This is a genomic window from Pseudomonas allokribbensis, from assembly GCF_014863605.1.
GTDB classification, from domain to species: domain Bacteria; phylum Pseudomonadota; class Gammaproteobacteria; order Pseudomonadales; family Pseudomonadaceae; genus Aquipseudomonas; species Aquipseudomonas allokribbensis.
Genome location: NZ_CP062252.1, coordinates 2,888,732 through 2,908,341 on the forward strand (window position 1 = coordinate 2,888,732; position 19,610 = coordinate 2,908,341).

Here is a 19,610-nt window from a genome sequence, read left to right on the forward strand (position 1 = left end):
TGTTTAACAGCGCTTCTGTTTAAAAAGAATGATCACGCAGTACGCAAGTGCGAGGTAGCGTCATGTCCGACTTTAACTTTCTGGATCCCTTCCAGAGTTTGAATATTCCTCTGGGGGCGTGGGTTGAAACCGCCCTTAAATATCTGGTGCATAACTTCCGGGATGTCTTCCGCTCGATTCGCTGGCCGGTCGATCAGGTGCTCGACGGCGTCCAGTGGGGACTGCTTTCGTTGCCGCCGACGGTCTTCATCATCATCGCCGGGCTTATCAGCTGGCAGATCGGCGGTAAACGCATCGCGATCTTCAGTGTGGCGACGTTGACCGGGCTCGGACTGATCGGCGTGTGGAACGACGCGATGGTCACACTGGCGCTGGTGCTGACCTCGCTGTTGTTCTGCGCGGTGATCGGCATTCCGCTGGGCATCCTCTGTGCTCGCAGCGACCGCACGGAAATGATCATCCGCCCGGTGCTCGACGCCATGCAGACCTTGCCGGCGTTCGTGTACCTGGTGCCGGTGGTGATGCTGTTCGGCATCGGCAACGTGCCCGGTGTGATTGTCACGATCATCTTCTCTGTCGCGCCGCTGGTGCGCCTGACCAACCTCGGTATTCGTCAGGTGCCGGCGGACAAGGTCGAGGCGGCGCGAGCCTTTGGCTGCACACCGATGCAGATGCTGATGAAGGTTCAACTGCCGCTGGCCGCGCCGACCATGATGGCCGGGTTGAACCAGACCTTGATGCTGTCGCTGTCGATGGTGGTGGTCGCCTCGATGATTTCGGTCGGCGGGCTGGGGCTGATGGTGCTCAGCGGCATCGGTCGCCTCGACATGGGCCTGGCCAGTGTCGGCGGGGCAGGGCTGGTGTTGCTGGCGGTGTTCCTCGATCGCCTGACCCAGGCCATGGGTGAACGCAGCAGCGATCTGGCCACCGGGCAGCGCTGGTATGAGAGCGGGCCGGTCGGCCTGGTCATGAAGTTGAAGAAAAAGAAGAACGTTGCTCGTGCGGTCATTAACTGAACCTTTCTGCTCACCGATCAAAACTCCAAAGCGTGGTGAAACATGAAACTGGCAAATCTCAAGAAAAGCGTCGTGGCGAGTCTGGTTGCTTTCCTGCTGGGCACGGTCCTGTGTTCCGCAGCGTACGCGGCTGACGCCAACAAGCCCGGCGCCGGTGTGTCGATCACGCCGATTTTCCCGACCATCGCCGAAGAGCGTTTTCGCGGTGAAGTGGTCATGGCCGGGCTCAAGGAACTGGGCTACGACGTCAAGCAGCCTAAGGAGACCGACTACCCGGCGATGTTCCTGGCGCTTTCTTACGGCGACGCGGATTTCACCGTGCATGAATGGGAAAACCTGCACGAAGCCTTTTATGAAAAGGCCGGCGGCGATGACGTGATGGTCAAGGTCGGGCAGATCATGAAGGGCGTGTTGCAGGGTTACCTGATCGACAAGAAAACCGCAGACGCCTATCACATCAAGGATCTGTCGGATCTGAAGAAGCCGGAGATCGCCAAACTGTTCGACAGCAACGGTGACGGCAAGGCCGATCTGACCGGTTGCAACCCGGGCTGGGGCTGCGAGGTCATGGTCGAGCACCACATGAAGGCTTACGGCCTGGAACCTACCGTCGTCGACAACCGCGGCTCGTACTTCGCGTTGATGGCCGACACCATCGCCCGCTACCAGCAAGGCAAGCCCGTGCTGTTCTTCACCTGGGTGCCGCAGTGGATTTCCAGCGTGCTGGTCGAAGGGCGCGACGTGGTCTGGCTGCCGGTGCCGTACACCGACCTGCCTGACGGCAAGGAAAGCAAGGACACCTTCTACGAAGGCAAAAACCTCGGCTTCCCGGTGGACACGATCAATGCCGTCATGAACAAGGAATTCGCCGAGAAGAACCCGGTGGCCCGTAAGTTCCTCTCCGAAGTCAGCATCAGCACCGCCGACGAAAGTGCGCAGAACCTGAAGATGCAGCAGGGCGAAAAGTCCCTCGCCGACATCAAGCGCCACGCCGCCGAATGGATCAAGGCCCACCAGCAAAGCTACGACGGCTGGCTGAGCGATGCGCGCGCGGCGGCCAAGTAAGCCGGTTCGATTTGTCCTCCCTACGATAGACGGTTCAACACTATGAAAGTCAGTTCGCTACCTGCCGATGATGACAGTTGTGGCTGGTTCCACCTGAGCCGCCCACGCAGCCCCGAGCCCGGTCATCGGGGACATCGCTCGGCCCGTTGGGTGATTGTCGGTGCCGGTTTCACCGGGCTGGCCGCTGCACGGCAACTGGCGCTGAGTTTTCCTGATGACGAAGTGGTGCTGGTCGAGGCGCAGGAAGTGGGGTTGGGGCCGTCCGGTCGCAATGCCGGTTTTGCCATCGATCTGCCCCACGACATCGGGGCCGAGGACTACATCGGCGATATCGATCTGGCCCGGACCAGTCTGAAACTCAATCTGGCCGGCCAGTCGATCCTGCGTTGCCTGGTCGACCGGTTCAACATCGAGTGCCAGATGAAAGCCTGCGGCAAGTATCAGGCCGCTGTCGAAGAGCGTGGCATTGCGGTGCTGGAGGCTTATCGCCGGGGGCTCGACAAACTCGGTCAGCCTTATCAGATGATCGATGCGGACGAGTTGCCCTCGCACCTGGGGACGCACTTTTATCGCAAGGCCTTGTACACGCCCGGTGCGGTGCTGGTTCAGCCTTCGGCGCTGGTGAAAGGGCTGGCGGACAGTCTGCCGGCGAACGTCACCTTGTACGAACGCACGCCGATTCTGGAAGTGGAATACGGCGCCAAAACCTTGCTCAAGCACGCTCACGGCAGCATCACCGCCGACAAACTGATCCTGGCCAACAACTCGTTCGGCATGCGCTTCGGTTTTCTGCAGGGCCGCATGTTGCCGATCTACACCTACGCCAGCATCACTCGCCCGCTGACCGACGAAGAACAGACGCACCTGGGTGGCAAACCGTTCTGGGGCGCGATTCCGGCCGATCCGTTCGGCACCACGGTGCGCCGCACACCGGACAACCGCTTGCTGATCCGCAACAGCTTCAGCTTCAACCCCGACGGGCGCAGCAACAGCAAATACAACGAACGCTTCGTGCACCGTCACCGAGCCTCGTTCGATCAGCGCTTTCCGATGCTGCCGGGCGTGCCGTTCGAATACACCTGGGGCGGCGCGCTGGCCATGTCGAGGAACCACAACGGCTTCTTCGGCGAATTGGCGCCGAACGTTTACGGCGCGCTGGGTTGCAATGGCCTGGGCGTCACCCGGGGCACGGTCACCGGCAAGTTGCTGGCCGACTGGCTGGCCGGGCAGCGTGACGAGCTGATCGATTTCCTGCTGCAAGGGCCGGGGCCCAACGGCAATCCACCGCAACCGTTTCTTTCCCTCGGGGTGAACATGAACCTCAAGTGGGGGCAGTACCGCGCCGGTCGAGAAAGTTGAATGAGGTCTTCGAGTCATCGAGGGCTTAGCGATTGAACACTGCAAACACTGGAGAAAACCCTATGAACTTTGACGGCATCTTTACCCCCGCCATTACGCCTTTGTCCGCCGATGGCCAGATCGATTACTCGACCTTCGCCGAGGTGCTCGAGTACCTGATCGAGTCGCGGGTTCACGGCATTGTCATCGGTGGTTCGACCGGCGAGTACTACGCCCACACCACCGCCGAGCGGCTGAAAGTGGCCGAGCGCGCCAGGGAAGTGATCAACGGCCGGATTCCGCTGGTGATCGGCACGGGCGGAATTCGCACCGAGGATGCGGTTTCCTTTGCCGAGCATGCGAAGTCGATCGAAGCGGACGCGATTCTGGTGGGCTCGCCGCCGTATGCCTTGCCGACGCAAAAGGAAATCGCCGCGCACGTGCTGGCCGTGGATAAGGCTGCCGGTCTGCCGATCATGCTCTACAACTATCCGGCGCGGATGGGCGTAGCGATGGGCCCTGAGTTCTTCGATGCGATTGCCGGTTGCAAGAACATCGTCGCGATCAAGGAAAGCTCCGGCGACACCGCCCAGTTGCATCGTCTGGCGCATTCGCATCCCTCGATCCAGCTGTCCTGCGGCTGGGACGACATGGCCCTGGAGTTCTTTGCCTGGGGCGCGCGCAGTTGGGTTTGCGCCGGTTCGAACTTCATTCCGGCCGAACACATCGCGCTGTACGAAGCCTGCGTTCTGGAGAAGAACTTCGACAAAGGGCGGCGGATCATGTCGGCGCTGTTGCCGCTGATGGATGTGCTGGAAAGCGGCAAGTTCGTCCAGTCGATCAAGCACGGCAGCGAGCTGGTCGGCCTGCGTGCCGGTGGCGTGCGCAAGCCGATGCAGCCGCTGGAAGCGTCCGAGAAGGAAGTGCTGGAAAGCGTGATCAAAACCCTCAAACAGAATGTCGCGCGCATCGTCGCGGAGGTTTGAAATGGCCGGACTTCTGAGTCAAGCGCAATACCGCGAACTGGCTGCGAAGCTTGAGTTTCGCAATCAGGCGTTCATCAACGGCACGTTTCGCAGCGCGCTGTCCGGCAAGACCTTCACCACGACCAACCCGGCCACGGAAGCGGTGTTGACCGAGATTACCGCTTGCGGTGCCCAGGACGTGGACGTTGCTGTCGCCGCCGCCAAGGCCGCGTTCGAAGACGGGCGCTGGCAAGGGCTGGCGCCTTCGGCGCGCAAATCGGTGTTGCTGCGGTTCGCCCAATTGCTGGAAGACCACTCTCATGAACTGGCGGTGCTGGAAAGCCTCGACAGCGGAAAACCGATCCGCGAATGCCAGAACATCGACGTGCCCGAAACGATTCATACCCTGCGCTGGCACGCCGAGCTGATCGACAAGATCTACGACTCGACTGCGCCGACCGGTAACGGCGCGGTGACCATGGTGGTACGCGAACCGATCGGCGTGGTCGGCCTGGTGTTGCCGTGGAATTTCCCGCTGCTGATGCTCGCGTGGAAGATCGGCCCGTCGCTGGCCGCCGGTTGCTCCATCGTGGTCAAACCGGCCAAGGAAACCACCCTGAGCACCCTTCGCGTGGCCGAGCTGGCGCATCAGGCGGGGCTTCCAGCCGGTGTGTTCAACGTGGTGCCCGGCGGCGGCAAGGAGGCGGGCGAACCGCTGGGCCGTCATCCGGATGTCGCGATGGTCAGCTTCACCGGATCCACCGAAACCGGGCGCTTGTTCCTCAAGTATTCCAGCGAATCCAACCTGAAACGCATCGTGCTGGAGTGCGGAGGCAAGAACCCGGCGGTGGTGATGAACGATGTCGAAGACGTCGATCTGGTCGCCCAGCACGTGGTCAACGGTGCGTTCTGGAACATGGGCGAGAACTGCTCGGCTTCGTCGCGGCTGATCGTGCACACGGACATCAAGGAACAACTGCTCCAGCGCGTTAAGGTGCATCTGGCCGACTGGAAAATGGGCGATCCACTGGACCCGGAAAACCGTCTGGGCTCGATGATCAGCAAGGCGCATTTCGAGAAGGTCCGCTCGTACCTCGACCATGCCCGGGACGAGAATCTTTCGGTGCTGGCGGGGGGCAATACGGCCGACAACATTTTCGTCGAACCGACCATCGTGGATGGCGTCGGCCGTGACAGTCGTCTGTTCCAGGAAGAAATCTTCGGCCCGGTGCTGAGCGTGACCACGTTCACCTCCGTTGACGAAGCGATCAACCTGGCTAACGACACGGCTTATGGCCTGGCAGCCTCGGCCTACACCGGCAGCCTGCGCCATGCGCTGAAACTCTCGCGGGGTATCCGCGCCGGCATCGTCACCGTGAACTGCTTCGGCGAGGGCGACGCTTCGACGCCTTTCGGCGGGTACAAGGAGTCGGGTTTCGGCGGGCGCGACAAGTCGATCTGGGCCCATGACCAATACACCGAGTTGAAAACCATCTGGATCGACGCGTCCTGATCCATCGCGGTTCGCCGCAGGTCACTTTCGCCCCGATCGGCACGCGCGTGCCGGTTGGGGCGAATTGCGTTCATTCCCGAGTATTTTGCCGCCCCGGCGGTTAGCATGGCGCTACAACAATGAAACCGATGGACCACACCTTGATCGAACGACGCCAATTCAGCGGTGGCATGAAGGGCAAGAACCTTCGCTACCTGAACGAGCCTTCCTCCGGGGCGGGGCGCATGACCCGCACGGGTTTTGTGCTGCTGGAGCATTTTTCCCTGCCAGCGTTTACCCAGGCGCTGGACACAATCATTACTTCGAATCTGCTGCGCCCCGGTCTGTTTTCCACGCGAACCTTCGGCCTGAGCGATGGCGAGGTGATCAGCGATCTGGGTCTGGTCATTCGCCCGGATGCGCGACTGGAGGCGGGCGCGATACAGGAGCTGGACCTGCTGGTGATCTGCGGCGGTTACCGCACGGAATTGAAGGCCAGCGACGAGTTTATCGGTCTGCTGAAAATGGCCGCCGAGGCGGGAGTGATACTCGCCGGGTTGTGGAACGGCTCCTGGTTTCTGGGGCGGGCAGGGGTGCTGGAAGGCTATCGCTGTGCGATCCACCCGGAACATCGGCCGGCGTTGGCGGAAATTTCCAAGGCCACGCAGGTCAGCAGCGAGCCTTATGTGATCGACCGTGATCGGCTGACCGCTTCGAGTCCGTCCGGCGCCTTCCACATGGCGCTGGACTGGATCAAGAGCCTGCACGACAAGGCGCTTGTCGAAGGGATCGAAGACATTCTGGCGTTCGAGGAATCGCGCTACCGGCGAATCAAACCGGCCGAGAACATCTGCGTCAGCGCACCGTTGCGCGAAGTGGTGAAGCTGATGGATGCCAACCTCGAAGAGCCACTGGAGCTGGAACAACTGGCGGTGTATGCCGGTCGATCCCGACGTCAACTGGAGCGACTGTTCAAGGAACAGCTGGGCACCACGCCGCAGCGTTATTACATGGAGCTGCGGATCACCGAAGCCCGGCGTCTGCTGCAACACACCGAGCTGTCCCAGGTGGACGTGCTGGTGGCCTGCGGGTTCGTGTCGCCAAGCCATTTCAGCAAGTGCTACAGCGCCTATTTCGGTTATCGACCGTCCAAAGAAAAACGGCTCGTCAAGTAACGAGCCGTTTTTGTGCGCCGCTTCAGAGGTGGTCGGCGTCGATGATCGCCTTGGCAAAGGTCTGCGGACTTTCCTGCGGCAGGTTGTGGCCGATGCCGCCGTTGATCAGACGGAACTCGTACTTGCCGGTAAACCGCTTGGCGTAATCCTCGGGCGCCGGGTGTGGCGCGCCGTTGGCATCGCCTTCCAGAGTGATGGTCGGCACGCTGATCGATGGCGCGGTGGCGAGTTTCTGTTCCAGCGCTTCGTACTGGCTTTCACCCTGCACCAGGCCCAGACGCCAGCGGTAGTTGAACACGGTAATGGCGACGTGATCGGGGTTTTCCAGGGCCTTGGCGCTGCGGTCGAACGTGGCGTCGTCCAGCGCCCATTTCGGTGAGGCGGTCTGCCAGATCAGCTTGGCGAAATCGTGGGTGTTCTTGGCGTAACCGGCAGCACCACGGTCGGTGGCGAAGTAGAACTGATACCACCATTGCAGCTCGGCCTTGGGCGGCAGCGGATTCTTGCCGGCGGCCTGATTGCCGATCAGGTAGCCGCTGACCGACACCAGCGCTTTGACGCGTTCAGGCCACAGCGCCGAGACGATATCCGCCGACCGCGCGCCCCAGTCGTAGCCGCCGAGCACGGCTTGTTTGATGTTCAACGCGTCCATGAAATCGATCACGTCACTGGCGAGCGCCGCCGGCTGACCGTTGCGCACAGTCTTGTCGGAAAGGAAGTGCGTGTCGCCATAACCCCGGGCGTACGGCATCAGCACCCGATAACCCTTGGTCGCCAGAATCGGTGCGACTTCGTCGTAGCTGTGAATGTCGTAGGGCCAGCCGTGCAGCAGAATCACCACCGGGCCATCGGCCGGGCCGGTTTCGGCGTAGGCCACGTCCAGTACGCCGGCCTTCACATGCTTCAACGCGCCGAAGGGCAGGTCGGCTTTCACGCTGACGGCTTCAACCTTGACCGGTTGCGGCGCCGCCGATTGTGCGTTGGCGAACGTGCCGAATTGCATCAGGGCGGTGGCGAGAATCGACAAGCCCAGCAGGCGACGACGGGTGTTGCCGTTAGCGGTGGTGTGCAGTGCATGCTTCATGGGAAGACTCCTTTGCAATCGACGGGGGCCGGGTTCGGGGTGAACCCTTCTGAACTGGAGTCCAGTAAAGCCCGGCGATGTATCCGCGCTGTTTCCGGTTTGCGCGCCAGATGCAGGCGGGTGTATCCGGGAGGGGGTCGTACACACTGAGATACAAACCCGTTGCAATGCGTCGGTGGCTGCACAAATCTTCTAAACGCGCTGGCGTGAAGCGCGGTAATTTAGCCGTTGAACCCATTTCTCTGGAGCCTTGCGTGGACAAACGCAACTGGATCGACCTGTCCCAGGATGCCGACACCGGGATCGAGTCGATTCGTGCCCACTTCCAGGGCCATGCCTACGATCCGCACTGGCATGACAGTTTTCTGGTGGGCGTGACCGAGCAAGGTGTTCAGCAGTTCGATTGCCGGCGCGTGCGGCACTTCAGTACGCCGGGCAAGGTGATCATGCTGGAGCCGGGGGAAATCCACGATGGGCATGCGCCGACCGAGGAGGGTTTTACTTACTCGATGCTCTATTTCGATCCGCACTGGCTGGAGCGCGAGTTGCTTGCGCTGTTCGAACACGTGCCGGACAACAGTCAGCTCGGGTTCGCCGACACCCTGAGCCAGGACCCGCGCCTGGCCACTTCCATCAATCAAGCCTTTCAAGCCCTGCATCACGGCGATTTGCGCATCGTCCGGCAGAGCGCTGTCGACCACTTGCTGGGTTCTTTGACGTCCCACCTCGACTGGCGCAAGCGTCAGGTGTTCGATCCGCGCTTGCCGCGGGTGGCTCAGGTCGCGCGGGATTATCTGCATGCTCATGCTTTCGAAGATATCGGACTCGATGATCTGGCCCGGGCCTGTGGGGTTGATCGTTTTCGTCTGACCCGGGCTTTCAAGTCGGCCTTCGGTCTGGCGCCCCATGGCTACTTGATCCAGTTGCGGCTGGCTCGGGCCCGGCAAATGCTGGCGCGGGGCGAAACGCCCGCCAATGTTGCCAGCGCGCTCGGGTTTGCCGATCAAAGCCATCTGGGCCGCTGGTTTCGCCGCGCCTATCACCTGACCCCGGCCGACTACCGCAAGCGCTGCTCAAACCTTCCAGACTGAACGTCTCGCAACCGCGACCATGGCCTCCTGTTCTGATTCGGAGTTCCTGTCATGGAATCGTTGTTACCCTTTCTGCTGTTTTCCTTCGTTGCCTCGATCACCCCGGGGCCGACCAATATTCTGGTGATGAGCCACAGCTCGCGGCGCGGGATGGTGGCTACGCTACCGATCATCCTTGGTGCCTGTGTGTCGGCTGCACTGGTGGTGCTGGTTGTCGGGCTCGGTGTGGGTGAAACGCTGCTGCGCTATCCCCGCGTGCAGCAGGCAATGGCCGGGGCCGGGGTGCTGTGGTTGAGCTGGCTGGCGTGGCAGATCTTTCGCAGTACGCCGCCATCGCTGGACTCCTCAACATCGGGTGACGACAGTTTCAGCGTTTTCGGTGCCGCCGGCCTGCAATTGATCAACCCCAAGGTCTGGATGATGGCCGTGGCGGTGGTGAGTGTGTTTGGCGGGAACGGTGACGAACAGGCACGGATGGTGCTGTTGGCCTTTGTGTTTCTGCTGGTCTGCTTGCCGTGCATGACGGCGTGGGCGTTGCTGGGGGTGGGCAGTGCGCGGTTCTTTGGTTCACCACGGGCATTCAGGCGAATGAATGCCGGGCTGGCGTTTTTGCTGCTGTTGTCGGCTTGGTTGACGGTGTTGGTGTAGCCCCCCAGAATCGCGCCCCGATCCGGCCACTGGTGCCGGACGCTCAAGGTGAAAAGGGGTAGCGGTTGAACGAACAGACATTGTCCATGCGCCTGGAGCGTGTAGCCGCGCAGGTACCCGCCGGTGCGCGCCTGGCCGATATCGGCTCGGATCACGGCTACTTGCCGGTAGCGTTGATGCGTCGCGGCGCCATCGAAGCGGCGGTGGCGGGGGAGATGGCGTTGACGCCGTTCCGCTCGGCCGAGCGCACTGTGCGTGAAAATGATCTGGGCCAACTGATTACCGTGCGCCTGGCCAATGGCTTGATGGCGATCGAGCCGCAAGACGGGATCACCGCGATCAGCGTCTGCGGCATGGGCGGCGAGACCATCCGCGACATTCTCGAGGCAGGCAAGGCACGTTTGAGCGGCCGCGAACGCCTGATCCTGCAACCCAACGGCGGCGAGCAACCCCTGCGCCAATGGCTGATGGACAACGACTACCGGATCCTTTGCGAGGAACTCTTGCGGGAAAACCGCTTCGACTACGAAATCATCGTCGCCGAACGCGATGGGCCAGTGGCCTACACCCCTGAGGAACTGTACTTCGGACCGTTTCAGATGCAGGCGCGCAGCCCGGCGTTTGTCAGCAAGTGGCAGCACCGGTTGCGACACAAGCAGCAGACCCTGAGCCACTTCGGGCGTGCGCGGCATGTTGTTTGCGAGCAGAAAGTCCAGAATCTGGTTCGGCAGGTGCGGTGGATCACCGACGTGCTGAAGTGAAACACGTTCCATGGCGTGTTGCTGAATTGCGGCGTGCTCGTTCTGCATTGATTCATGATGAAATTGAGGTGGCCAATCAATTATCGGCTACCCTTGGTTGATGGCACCTTGTTATCGCCGTGTTCAAGGAGGAACTTATGAGCAGAGCAGGCCGGTTTCTGGCGTTCATGCTGATCGCTGCACTCCTCAGCGCTTGTATGCCTCAAGGTCCTTTCCGTGTCAGCCCCGATCTACCCCCTCTGGCAAACGGCCAGCTTGCCCCTAATCCGCTTTTCGATGCCAGCAAGTCCAGGCAGTGCGAAAGCATTAGCAATAACGAAAGCTGCATCAATTTTGTGGAATTCGATGAGTTCGGCAATGCCTTCAGCCGTCAACAACTCAATGCTGGCGTATCTGCTGCCAGTGACACGGCTAATAAGAAAGGTGATGTGGTCGTCTATATTCACGGCTGGCACCATTCATCCCGGCCGGGAGACGAAGACGTTGATAATTTTCAAAAACTGATCAATCGAGCCAACCTTACCGGCAAGGGTAGAAAGACCGTTGGCATGTATTTGTCGTGGCGAGGCGACTCCATTGATACGGACACCCCTTTAGTCGGATTCAGCAGCTATGTACTGACGTTTTGGGACAGGAAATCTACCGCACAAAACATTGGTGCTGGCGGTGGCGTTTCTGAATTGCTGAGGAAACTCTCGAATATTCGTGAGGAGAATCCTGAATCACGTTTGGTGATAATTGGTCACAGTTTTGGCGGCGCTATTCTCTATTCATCGATATACCAGACTTTGGGAGATCAGATTCGTCGAGATGCCAAGGGCGGGGGCGGCGCGAAAATGCTGTCAGTAGCTGATCTGGTGGTGCTGGTTAACCCTGCGTTTGAAGCCATGCGCTTGAAGCCACTGTTTGATATGGCGCGTTCCTACGACTATAGCGCCGAAACAAGGCCAAGCCTCGTCATCGTGACAACCACGGCAGATTGGGCCACGAAAACGACATTCCCGCTGGGCAGAACGTTCGGGACACTATTTCAGTATCATCCCAACCACGATTACTGGAACCTGGACACAACGGCTGTCGGTCAGTACGAACCTTTCATCACTCATCAGTTGATTGTTAAAGAGTGTGAACCCCAAGACCAACAGCCAAGCCTTTTGAAAGCACTCAATCCCAACAGGACTTATTGCATTCCAGCCAGAAAAGGTGTCGATGGGTTAGTTGATGTGCCATCGATGCTGTGGACGCGATGTGAGGAACCGGGTGACTGTGAAAAGGTGATAGGAGACAAGTATCTTAAGCGAGGTGCTGTGGAGCAGGGTTATATGCCCTACAGGTTTCCGATAGCCAACATTCGCACTGATGTATCGGTCATGAAAGGACACACGGATATCTGGAATGACCGAATGTCTAATTTCCTGTATGAACTTTTATCTGCCGTCAGAGACCGTCCCATCGTAGTGCCAATGATCGAATAAACTCAGCGATAGGACAGAGCAAAACTGAACAACGTTTGTGTTCGATGAGCGGTTGCTCACGGCTACAAAAAAACGGATGGTGCGCGCTAAAAATTCTGCGAGGATTAAATGCAATGGACTCTGACTATTCGATTTTGGCGATAATTATATCTGCGGGTTTTTTTGGTGGTCTGATTAATTACTCGAATACTCCCAAGGATCAGGATGTACCGTTTCTGAAGGGGAATTTTTTTAAATCCATCAGTGTTGGAGTCGCTGCTGCTACGTTGATGCCTGTTTTTTTGCAAATGATATCGAGTAATTTGATTACGCAGTTTGATGGCGGTGACAAGAGTAAATTTATTTTGTTCGGGTTTTCTCTTATTGCAGCAATTTCCTCCAGGTCGTTTATTGATAATATATCTAGAAAGATTTTGAATCAGTTAAGGGAAACAAATGCAAAGGTTGATGAGATTGAGGTTGAGTCTCGGCATGATAAAAAAGATATTGCATACCTTATGGCGGAAAATCTAATGGTGAGAGGAAAGCTTAATAGAGCGGAGGGTGCTCATGAAGAGGCGTTGAAGATGTTTGAGGAGGCCATAAAGATCGAAAGTTCCGATAGGGCGTGGGGACTGAAAGCGCTACAGCACTTTTACCTGAAACAGTATGACGAGGCTCTAAAGGCAAACTCGAAAGCTCTTCTTCTTGAAAGATCCGGGGATACTCAGGATTATCAACTTCACTGGAATCAAGCCTGCTTTTTATCGCTGCTCGAGAGAGAGATTGACGAAATCATGCAGCACATTGATCAAGCATTAAAGTTGCGCCCGGAGCTCAAGGCTAAAATAGCCACTGAGGCGGAGTTTGAGTTTGCAAGGCGGAACAAGATGTTTCGCGAGAAATATAATATCGACTTTATCGAAGGCAAACCCGTTAAATAATTCGGCCGGTGGCGCTGTCGAAACGACTGCCTCGGGACCTACTACACCGTATTTCCACAGGACGCCTTTGAGTCCCCTCATCAGAGAAATACATTCTGAAAATCCGCGCTTGCAAGCGTCAAGGCGAAGACCAAAAGGGGACAAGACCAAAAGGGGACAGATTTATTTTTCAGAAAATAAATCTGTCCCCTTTAAAGTATTAAAGTACTTGCGGGAAAACCGCTTCGACTACGAAATCATCGTTGCCGAACGCGACGGGCCGGTGGCCTACACCCCTGAGGAACTTTACTTCGGACCGTTGCAGATGCAGGCGCGCAGCCCGGCTTTTGTCAGCAAGTGGCAGCACAGACTGCGTCATAAACAGCAGACCCTGAGCCACTTCGGGCGTGCGCGGCATGCCGTGTGCGAAGAGAAGGTGCAGGACCTGGCCCGGCAGGTGCGGTGGATCACCGAAGTGCTCGCTTGAACCCGACTCAGGGCTGATATCATTCAACAACTTTCAAGCAGGGCAAAACACCATGAACCGTCAGAAGAAACTGCAACAGCTCTTCAAGGAAAAATCCAGAAAGGCCAACGCCAAACTGGCGCCGAAAAGCAACAAGCCGAAGTACATCAGCAAGGCTGACCGGTTGAAAATGGAAGCTGAAGCGGCTCAGGTCTTGGTCGTTTCCACTGAGTGAACGAAAAGGGGACTGTACGAAAAGGGGACAGATTTATTTTCAGAAAATAGATCTGTCCCCTTTTGTCCCGTGTCCGCTTTTGTCCTTGTTCAGGGCTTGATCATGGGGCGCCATGGGTTGAAGGAGGCGGCCTATCGGCCTTTCTGCCGACAAAGCCCATTTCAATCGGCGTCCTTATGTAAAACACAGAGAAATCTTCCGTCTCCAGGCGCTTGAACAGTCTGTCGGACTCTTCTTCGGTGATCGCCATTCGGATTTCCGTCGGCTGATCCGCCAGTTCAAAAAAGTGCGAGGAATGCAGTCGCCCGGTATGGCCGAAACCTTCGATGGCAGTGGAGAGGGTCGCACCGCGCAGGCCCAGTTCCTTTGCCAGATCGACAATCCAGTCGCCGAGCATCTTTCCTTGATGACGACGGTTTTGTTGAGTGAAGAAAATCACCAGAAAACCTTTCATTTCGGTCTCCTTAACGCGTGCCTATCAATTGATAGGACAACAGTCCCGCCGCAGTCATTGCCAGCGAACCGACGACGTGCAATGAAATCGAGCCGAGCGCCCAGAGCAGTCTGCCTTCCTGAATCAGGGCAACGGTTTCAGCCGAGAATGTAGAAAAGGTCGTCAGGCCACCGCAGAAGCCCGTGATGATCAGCAGCCGCCATTCGGGGCTCAGCGAAGGGGAGGCGGCAAGGAATGCGATAGCCAGGCCGATGATGTAGCCGCCGACCATATTGGCAACCACGGTGCCCGGTGGAATCGCGGGGTACAAGGCGTTTAGTTTCATGCCAAGGATCCAGCGCAACCAGGCGCCCAGTGACGCACCCACGGCAATGACCAGAAGTGATTTCAGCATACCGGGCTTACCTCTTCAGACCGTTGCGGCCAAACAGGTAGCGGAGGGGAAAAGCAAAAAACAGCGGGTTGAATAAAGGGAATCATGATCCTGTCCTGTAGTGGGGGACAGGGAAGCAGACACGCCTACGCACCCTGTCCAGGGTTCACGTAGGCATCATCAGCACGAGGCGGTTTGAGGAGGAATGCCATCTCCTGCAAAGATCCTATAGCAATCAGACACGGCACTTCAACGACCAAAAGGGGACAGATTGATTTTCCAGAAAATAAATCTGTCCCCTTTAAAGTAGAGATTTTTCTGCAAAGTATCGACTGGGCACTTCTCCCAGCAAGTGCTTGAAAGCCGTTGTGAATGCACTCGAGCTGCTATAGCCCAACATCATCGCGACCTGTGTGACCGACTGGCCTTTTCCCAACTGCACAACCGCAGAGAGCAGGCAGGCCTGTTGTCGCCATTCGATGTAACTGATGCCCGTGTGCACGCGAAACTGTCGGGTAAAGGTTCGGCGGCTCATGCCTGCACGTTGGGCCATTTCGTCGATACCCACCTCCAGCGAGGGCTGGGTCAGAAATTCGCGGCATACCCGCGCGAGACGCGGTTCTGTCGGCAACGGCGCATTGAGTGACAGCGCGGGCATCCCGGCAATTTCGTGCAGCAACAACCCCATCAGATGACCGTCGCGCCCCTGAGTGGAATAGCGCGCAGGCACATCGATTGCCTTCAGCAACAACTGGCGCAACAACGGCGATACGTCCAACACCTGACACTGATCCGCCAGCCCGAGACGCTGCGCCGCATGTTTGCGGATATAGGTGTTGTGGAGCGTGACAGGGCCGCGCATCTGCATGGAATGAGGCAGTTGCGCCGGGACCCATATGCCGCGCTGAGGCGGGACGACCCAGTTGCCGTGATCGGTAAAGACGGTGATGACGCCACTGGCAGCATACGCAAACTGTCCACGCGGGTGGTCATGCAACGGGAACAGCGTTCCATCCGCGTAGTCACGTGCGGTCACGACGGCATCGCGGGGTGTGCTCTGGTAGGTCGGTACGGTTTTTTCGCGCATGGCCCGATATTAATGAAAGTTGGCCTGTGACTGAAAGCAGGCCAGGTCGATTGCTTGCATATTTCTCCTGGCACGAGCATTTCCGCTATGCGCTGGGGAAACACTGAATATGCAAAAGAAGCACTTTTTACTCGCCGTCCTGGTAACGGCTGTCTGGGGATTGAACTTCCCCGTCACCAAGCTCGGGCTGGCCGGTATCGACCCTCTGCTGTTGACGGCGTTGCGTTTCGCACTGGCAGCGTTGCCCTGGGTGTTTTTCGTCAAGCGTCCGCAGGTTGCCTTCGGATGGATCGCGGCCTATGGACTGATCTTCGGTGTCGCGATGTGGGCGTTGATCAATCAGGGGATCTCATGGGGCGTACCGCCGGGTAGCGCCTCGTTGCTGATCCAGTTCAGCGCGTTCTTCACGCTGGGCTGGGGCGTGCTCTTCTTTGGAGAACGCTTGGGACGGCTTCAGTTGATTGGCAGTGTGTTGGCTGCTGCAGGATTGGTGGGGATCGTCTTGTGCAGTCCCGGCGATGTACCGAGGGCTGGTTTTGCCCTGGTGATTGGCAGCGCAGTGGCCTGGAGCATGGGCAACGTGATCATCAAGGTTTCCAGAGCGCGTGAAATCTTTGCCTTCGTCGTCTGGGCGAGTTTGTTTCCACCCATCCCGCTCTTGCTGTTGACGTGGCTGCTACACGGTTCCGCTCCTTTCAATGCGCTGCCTTCGCAACTGAATGGCATGACGCTGTTTTCACTCGCGTTCCAGGTGTACGCCGCGACGCACTTCAGTTACTGGGGATGGAACCTGCTGTTGCGTGAATACCCGGTTTCGCGCGTGGCACCGTTGTCGCTGCTGATTCCGGTATTTGGCATCGTCAGTTCGATGGTCATTCTCGGCCAACACCCTGGCCCCTTTGATTGGGCGTTTATCTTGCTGGTTCTACTGGCGCTGGCCTTGGGTTCAGTGAAGTTGCCCTTCACTCAACAGCGTTCGGCTCCGCAAGTGTCCACATCCCGCTGAGGATCTGCGCTTTCAGCCGGTTTAACCGCATCAGGCACTCGGCTGCACCGGTTTGGCCAACTCAATCCCTGCCGCCCCCAGCCGCTTGAGAATCTCGAACAACAGATCACTCTTGGTCTTGCCGACAATCCGCGGGCTGTCGACGTAACCGGTCACGGTCAGGGTAATGCCATCGGGCGAGAGCTTGCTGAACCGCACGAACGGCGCCGGTTTGCCAAGGATGGTTTCGTGTTCTTTGTAGGTGTCGAGCAACAGGTTTTTGACCTGCTCGGGGTCGATGTCCAGCGGGAACATCAGCTCCAGCGTCGCCACGCCCTGGGCGCTGCCGCCGAGGGTGACGTTGCGCAGGTTCTGCGAGATCAGTTGCGAGTTGGGCACGATCACGATGGAGCGGTCGCTGAGCTGGATCTCGGTGGCACGCACGTTGATCCGGCGGATGTCACCCTCGACGCCGCTGATGCTGATCAGGTCGCCGACCTTGACCGGGCGTTCGGTGAGCAGGATCAGACCGGAGACGAAGTTCTTCACGATCTCCTGCAAGCCGAAACCGATCCCCACCGACAGGGCGCTGACGATCCACGCCAGATTGGTCCACTTCACGCCCAGCGAAGACAGCGTCAGCAACACCACCAGCGCATAACCGATATTGGAAAACAGCGTGCTGAGCGAGGCGCACATGCCCGGGTCCATGTCGGTCTTGGGCAGGAATTCGTTGTCCAGCCAGCGGCGCAGGGCGCGGATCAGGTAAATGCCGATCAGCAGCGCGAGCACCGCGTTGAGCAAATGCCCGGGAACAATGTTCAGTTTGCGCAGGCCGGCGCCACCGAGAATCGCGCCGATGTTGGTCGCCAGTTGGCCGAGGGTGGTGCCGATGCCACCTACGAACAGGGTGATCACCGCCAGCAGCAACAGCGCGGCGCGGCCCACGCCGGCCAGCAGGGTCGAGGCTTGTTCGAGGCGCCGGTCGCCGACCCCCAGCAATTGTTTCAGCGCCTTGCCGCTGGAGTGGCGGGGCGAGAAGAAGTATTCGCAGCTGTCCTTGAGCAACTGCATCAGCAGGTAGAAACCGGAGAAAACAATAAACGCCCACACCAGTTCGTAGGTAATGAACCGCGCGAGCGACACATACCCCGTCAACAGCGCGCCCAGGGAAATGACCATCGCCAGCGTTGCAATGGTGTAGACCACGCCGGCGAACGTGTTGCCCGTCACCTGCGCATCGCCGGCCGCCGCCAGCGCCTTGCGCACCTTGCCGACGCGCATCAGCAGCACCGTGACGATGCCCAGCACCACCAGCGCAATCACGCCCCGGCCGGTGATCACGATCTGGCTGCTCATGCCGGACGCGTTGCTGACCTGCACCGCCGTCACCAGCACCAGCAGCGTGGCGGACAGGATCCGGGCGAACGGCTTGAGTGTCTGTGCCACCGGCTCGGCAATCACCGGCAGCCGCCACGACGGGTGCTCGGTGGACAGCAACGCGCGGCTCAGGCCGGTGATCATCACGCAGGCATACACCACTTTCTGGAACTCGTCGGAAAACGTCGCCAGCATCGGTGGCAACGGCACATGCCGCGTGCAGGCGTAATACAGCAACTCCAGGGCAATCGCGGTGGTCGCCAGTGTCGCCAGCGCCGAGGCAAACGCCAGGGAACTGCGGCGCAGCCGACCTTCCGGCATGCGATGAATGCACACCCACGCCAGCCAGCGGTCAGCGAGCCGGCGACCCAATGTCCAGATGATGAAGGCCAGCACCACCAGCACACTGGTGTAGAACCGTTGCCCTGGCTGCCAGGCCTCGGTGCCGGTTTCCTGGATCTGATCGACGAATGAACGCAGGCGCTGGCGATCGTCAGGGTCGGGATCGACCAATGGAGCCCAGAAGCCGGGGCTCAGGATGCTGTCGGTGCCGAGGGTCAGCTCGCTTTCGAGCAACGTACGGCGAATGCTGGCAATTTGTGTGATCAGGTCGGTGGCGTTCTGCTTGAGTGTCGCCAGGTTCTTCAGGGCAGTGTCGACTTTGTTCTTCTGCTCGATCAGCGTCGCCCGTTGTGCGGCGATATCGGCCTGTTCAGCGGCTACCGTTTCCGCCGGCGTCGCCCCCAATACGCCCAGTTGCACGGTCAGTTGTGCCTGCTGCGGCAGCAGCGACGCCGACAACCGGTCGATGTCCAGAATGAACATCTGCACCCGATCCTGCGGGCCTTCGAGCTGGTTGTAGTTGTTGGCGGACGAGATTTGCTGCTTGAGGCCATCGAGGCGTTGTTGCAGCGCTTGCAGATCGTTTTGGCCGACCCCGGGAAGCGGGGCGCCGATGTCGATTGTGCTCGACAAGTCAGCGGCCGACACGGTTGTCAGGCCCGGGCCGAGCAGGGTCAGAGCGACGAATACCAATGACATCAATGCATTGCGCATGGGACTGGCTGATTCCGGTTGATCACACAATCAATGAGGTTAGGTGATCAGGCGCCTGCTGCATCATTTTCTGCTGCTAATCCTGGCTTAATGCGTGTCCGGTGATATCGCCGGGCATCGAATTGAAAGCACTCTTTTTCGCGACTAAACTCCCGGCCATGAAACGCTACCTGCGGTTTTGTCTCATCTTCCTGATCAGCCTGGCGCTTCCCCTCAGTGGGATGGCGGGCGTGCAGGCGCCGACAGAACCCTGCCCGATGCAAGCCATGGGCATGGCGATGATGGACGGCATGAACATGGATTGCTGCAAGGACATGAAAAGTCCTGCCGACCATGGCACCCCCTGCAAGCCAGGCCAGGAGTGCAAGACCGGCGGCGTGCTGCAGGTCTCGATCCTCAAGCCGCCCGTCACTGTGTTCAGCCCCGTGACGCTTTCATTCTTCAGCGATTCCCTGCCTGTAGCGACCCCGTCCGGGGTCTGGCGACCGCCCCGCGTCTGATTCCTGTCTCCCTTCGAAGCTCATTCCGCCCAGGCGGAGTGGATTGGTTGTGCGTGTGTTTT

At 58.8% G+C, this 19,610-nt stretch carries 19 protein-coding genes, 1 pseudogene and 1 riboswitch; of the genes and pseudogenes, 15 read left to right on the forward strand and 5 right to left on the reverse strand.

Annotated elements, in window-relative coordinates; genetic code table 11:
• Positions 1 to 62: 62 nt before the first annotated feature.
• From proW to IF199_RS13165, 6 genes are all read left to right on the forward strand, one after another.
• Positions 63 to 1,016 carry a glycine betaine/L-proline ABC transporter permease ProW gene (gene proW, locus IF199_RS13140; protein ID WP_192560671.1) on the forward strand — a complete coding sequence of 318 codons (954 nt, stop codon included), beginning with the start codon at positions 63 to 65 and terminating at the stop codon, positions 1,014 to 1,016.
• Between the two features lie 42 nt (positions 1,017 to 1,058).
• The gene (gene proX / locus IF199_RS13145) at positions 1,059 to 2,081 is read left to right on the forward strand and encodes a glycine betaine/L-proline ABC transporter substrate-binding protein ProX (RefSeq protein ID WP_192560672.1); all 1,023 of its coding nucleotides are present in this window, start codon (positions 1,059 to 1,061) and stop codon (positions 2,079 to 2,081) included.
• A 42-nt stretch (positions 2,082 to 2,123) separates the two neighbouring features.
• Complete coding sequence (locus IF199_RS13150; RefSeq protein ID WP_192560673.1) at positions 2,124 to 3,440, forward strand: NAD(P)/FAD-dependent oxidoreductase; 1,317 nt, start codon at positions 2,124 to 2,126, stop codon at positions 3,438 to 3,440.
• Positions 3,441 to 3,502: 62 nt separating this feature from the next.
• A complete protein-coding gene (locus tag IF199_RS13155; RefSeq protein WP_192560674.1) occupies positions 3,503 to 4,405 on the forward strand; it encodes a dihydrodipicolinate synthase family protein in 903 nt (300 codons plus the stop codon).
• 1 nt (position 4,406) lies between these two features.
• Positions 4,407 to 5,897, forward strand: coding sequence for an aldehyde dehydrogenase (locus tag IF199_RS13160; protein ID WP_102621641.1), 1,491 nt, complete (start codon positions 4,407 to 4,409; stop codon positions 5,895 to 5,897).
• A gap of 128 nt (positions 5,898 to 6,025) precedes the next feature.
• Positions 6,026 to 7,051: a GlxA family transcriptional regulator gene (locus tag IF199_RS13165; RefSeq protein ID WP_192560943.1), complete on the forward strand. Its 1,026-nt coding sequence runs from the start codon at positions 6,026 to 6,028 to the stop codon at positions 7,049 to 7,051.
• A gap of 22 nt (positions 7,052 to 7,073) precedes the next feature.
• On the opposite strand, the gene IF199_RS13170 is transcribed toward IF199_RS13165, so the two are convergent.
• Positions 7,074 to 8,135, reverse strand: coding sequence for an alpha/beta fold hydrolase (locus IF199_RS13170; protein ID WP_192560675.1), 1,062 nt, complete (start codon positions 8,133 to 8,135; stop codon positions 7,074 to 7,076).
• A gap of 254 nt (positions 8,136 to 8,389) precedes the next feature.
• Here IF199_RS13170 and IF199_RS13175 point away from each other — a divergent pair, with 254 nt between their 5' ends.
• From IF199_RS13175 to IF199_RS13205, 7 genes and pseudogenes are all read left to right on the forward strand, one after another.
• Positions 8,390 to 9,226, forward strand: coding sequence for an AraC family transcriptional regulator (locus IF199_RS13175; RefSeq protein WP_192560676.1), 837 nt, complete (start codon positions 8,390 to 8,392; stop codon positions 9,224 to 9,226).
• A 51-nt stretch (positions 9,227 to 9,277) separates the two neighbouring features.
• Positions 9,278 to 9,874, forward strand: a complete 597-nt coding sequence (locus IF199_RS13180; RefSeq protein ID WP_192560677.1) for a LysE family translocator — start codon at positions 9,278 to 9,280, stop codon at positions 9,872 to 9,874.
• Between the two features lie 65 nt (positions 9,875 to 9,939).
• Positions 9,940 to 10,635: a tRNA (adenine(22)-N(1))-methyltransferase gene (locus tag IF199_RS13185; RefSeq protein WP_244142467.1), complete on the forward strand. Its 696-nt coding sequence runs from the start codon at positions 9,940 to 9,942 to the stop codon at positions 10,633 to 10,635.
• A 137-nt stretch (positions 10,636 to 10,772) separates the two neighbouring features.
• Positions 10,773 to 12,110, forward strand: coding sequence for an alpha/beta hydrolase family protein (locus IF199_RS13190; protein WP_192560678.1), 1,338 nt, complete (start codon positions 10,773 to 10,775; stop codon positions 12,108 to 12,110).
• Positions 12,111 to 12,223: 113 nt separating this feature from the next.
• Positions 12,224 to 13,033: a tetratricopeptide repeat protein gene (locus tag IF199_RS13195; protein WP_192560679.1), complete on the forward strand. Its 810-nt coding sequence runs from the start codon at positions 12,224 to 12,226 to the stop codon at positions 13,031 to 13,033.
• A 208-nt stretch (positions 13,034 to 13,241) separates the two neighbouring features.
• Positions 13,242 to 13,499 (forward strand): annotated as a pseudogene (locus IF199_RS13200) (tRNA (adenine-N(1))-methyltransferase); the annotation flags it as partial.
• A 52-nt stretch (positions 13,500 to 13,551) separates the two neighbouring features.
• The gene (locus IF199_RS13205) at positions 13,552 to 13,713 is read left to right on the forward strand and encodes a DUF2986 domain-containing protein (protein WP_192560680.1); all 162 of its coding nucleotides are present in this window, start codon (positions 13,552 to 13,554) and stop codon (positions 13,711 to 13,713) included.
• A gap of 100 nt (positions 13,714 to 13,813) precedes the next feature.
• On the opposite strand, the gene IF199_RS13210 is transcribed toward IF199_RS13205, so the two are convergent.
• The 3 genes from IF199_RS13210 to IF199_RS13220 all read right to left on the reverse strand — a co-directional run bounded on the left by IF199_RS13210 (position 13,814) and on the right by IF199_RS13220 (position 15,627).
• A complete protein-coding gene (locus IF199_RS13210; RefSeq protein WP_096821700.1) occupies positions 13,814 to 14,167 on the reverse strand; it encodes a DUF190 domain-containing protein in 354 nt (117 codons plus the stop codon).
• Between the two features lie 10 nt (positions 14,168 to 14,177).
• Positions 14,178 to 14,561 (reverse strand): fluoride efflux transporter CrcB, encoded by a 384-nt coding sequence (gene crcB / locus IF199_RS13215; protein WP_192560681.1) that lies wholly within the window; start codon positions 14,559 to 14,561, stop codon positions 14,178 to 14,180.
• A 143-nt stretch (positions 14,562 to 14,704) separates the two neighbouring features.
• Positions 14,705 to 14,765, reverse strand: a riboswitch (Fluoride riboswitch).
• A gap of 76 nt (positions 14,766 to 14,841) precedes the next feature.
• Complete coding sequence (locus IF199_RS13220; RefSeq protein WP_192560682.1) at positions 14,842 to 15,627, reverse strand: AraC family transcriptional regulator; 786 nt, start codon at positions 15,625 to 15,627, stop codon at positions 14,842 to 14,844.
• Positions 15,628 to 15,736: 109 nt separating this feature from the next.
• Between IF199_RS13220 and IF199_RS13225 the strand changes: the two genes are divergently transcribed.
• Entirely contained in the window at positions 15,737 to 16,633 is an 897-nt protein-coding gene (locus IF199_RS13225) for an EamA family transporter (protein ID WP_192560683.1), read from the forward strand.
• 30 nt (positions 16,634 to 16,663) lie between these two features.
• Here the strand turns inward: IF199_RS13225 and IF199_RS13230 are convergent, their stop codons facing one another.
• Positions 16,664 to 19,048: a DUF3772 domain-containing protein gene (locus IF199_RS13230; RefSeq protein ID WP_192560684.1), complete on the reverse strand. Its 2,385-nt coding sequence runs from the start codon at positions 19,046 to 19,048 to the stop codon at positions 16,664 to 16,666.
• A gap of 158 nt (positions 19,049 to 19,206) precedes the next feature.
• Here IF199_RS13230 and IF199_RS13235 point away from each other — a divergent pair, with 158 nt between their 5' ends.
• On the forward strand, positions 19,207 to 19,548 hold the full coding sequence (locus IF199_RS13235) for a hypothetical protein (protein ID WP_096821826.1): 342 nt from the start codon (positions 19,207 to 19,209) through the stop codon (positions 19,546 to 19,548).
• The last annotated feature ends 62 nt before the right edge of the window (positions 19,549 to 19,610 follow it).

What these genes read in the sequence shown, in the direction of transcription:
- proW (WP_192560671.1), top strand. Translation starts at nt 63, where the DNA reads ATGTCCGACTTTAACTTTCTGGATCCCTTCCAGAGTTTGAATATTCCT.
- proX (WP_192560672.1), top strand. Translation starts at nt 1,059, where the DNA reads ATGAAACTGGCAAATCTCAAGAAAAGCGTCGTGGCGAGTCTGGTTGCT.
- IF199_RS13150 (WP_192560673.1), top strand. Translation starts at nt 2,124, where the DNA reads ATGAAAGTCAGTTCGCTACCTGCCGATGATGACAGTTGTGGCTGGTTC.
- IF199_RS13155 (WP_192560674.1), top strand. Translation starts at nt 3,503, where the DNA reads ATGAACTTTGACGGCATCTTTACCCCCGCCATTACGCCTTTGTCCGCC.
- IF199_RS13160 (WP_102621641.1), top strand. Translation starts at nt 4,407, where the DNA reads ATGGCCGGACTTCTGAGTCAAGCGCAATACCGCGAACTGGCTGCGAAG.
- IF199_RS13165 (WP_192560943.1), top strand. Translation starts at nt 6,026, where the DNA reads ATGGACCACACCTTGATCGAACGACGCCAATTCAGCGGTGGCATGAAG.
- IF199_RS13170 (WP_192560675.1), bottom strand. Translation starts at nt 8,135, where the DNA reads ATGAAGCATGCACTGCACACCACCGCTAACGGCAACACCCGTCGTCGC.
- IF199_RS13180 (WP_192560677.1), top strand. Translation starts at nt 9,278, where the DNA reads ATGGAATCGTTGTTACCCTTTCTGCTGTTTTCCTTCGTTGCCTCGATC.
- IF199_RS13190 (WP_192560678.1), top strand. Translation starts at nt 10,773, where the DNA reads ATGAGCAGAGCAGGCCGGTTTCTGGCGTTCATGCTGATCGCTGCACTC.
- IF199_RS13195 (WP_192560679.1), top strand. Translation starts at nt 12,224, where the DNA reads ATGGACTCTGACTATTCGATTTTGGCGATAATTATATCTGCGGGTTTT.
- IF199_RS13205 (WP_192560680.1), top strand. Translation starts at nt 13,552, where the DNA reads ATGAACCGTCAGAAGAAACTGCAACAGCTCTTCAAGGAAAAATCCAGA.
- IF199_RS13210 (WP_096821700.1), bottom strand. Translation starts at nt 14,167, where the DNA reads ATGAAAGGTTTTCTGGTGATTTTCTTCACTCAACAAAACCGTCGTCAT.
- crcB (WP_192560681.1), bottom strand. Translation starts at nt 14,561, where the DNA reads ATGCTGAAATCACTTCTGGTCATTGCCGTGGGTGCGTCACTGGGCGCC.
- IF199_RS13220 (WP_192560682.1), bottom strand. Translation starts at nt 15,627, where the DNA reads ATGCGCGAAAAAACCGTACCGACCTACCAGAGCACACCCCGCGATGCC.
- IF199_RS13225 (WP_192560683.1), top strand. Translation starts at nt 15,737, where the DNA reads ATGCAAAAGAAGCACTTTTTACTCGCCGTCCTGGTAACGGCTGTCTGG.
- IF199_RS13230 (WP_192560684.1), bottom strand. Translation starts at nt 19,048, where the DNA reads ATGCGCAATGCATTGATGTCATTGGTATTCGTCGCTCTGACCCTGCTC.
- IF199_RS13235 (WP_096821826.1), top strand. Translation starts at nt 19,207, where the DNA reads ATGAAACGCTACCTGCGGTTTTGTCTCATCTTCCTGATCAGCCTGGCG.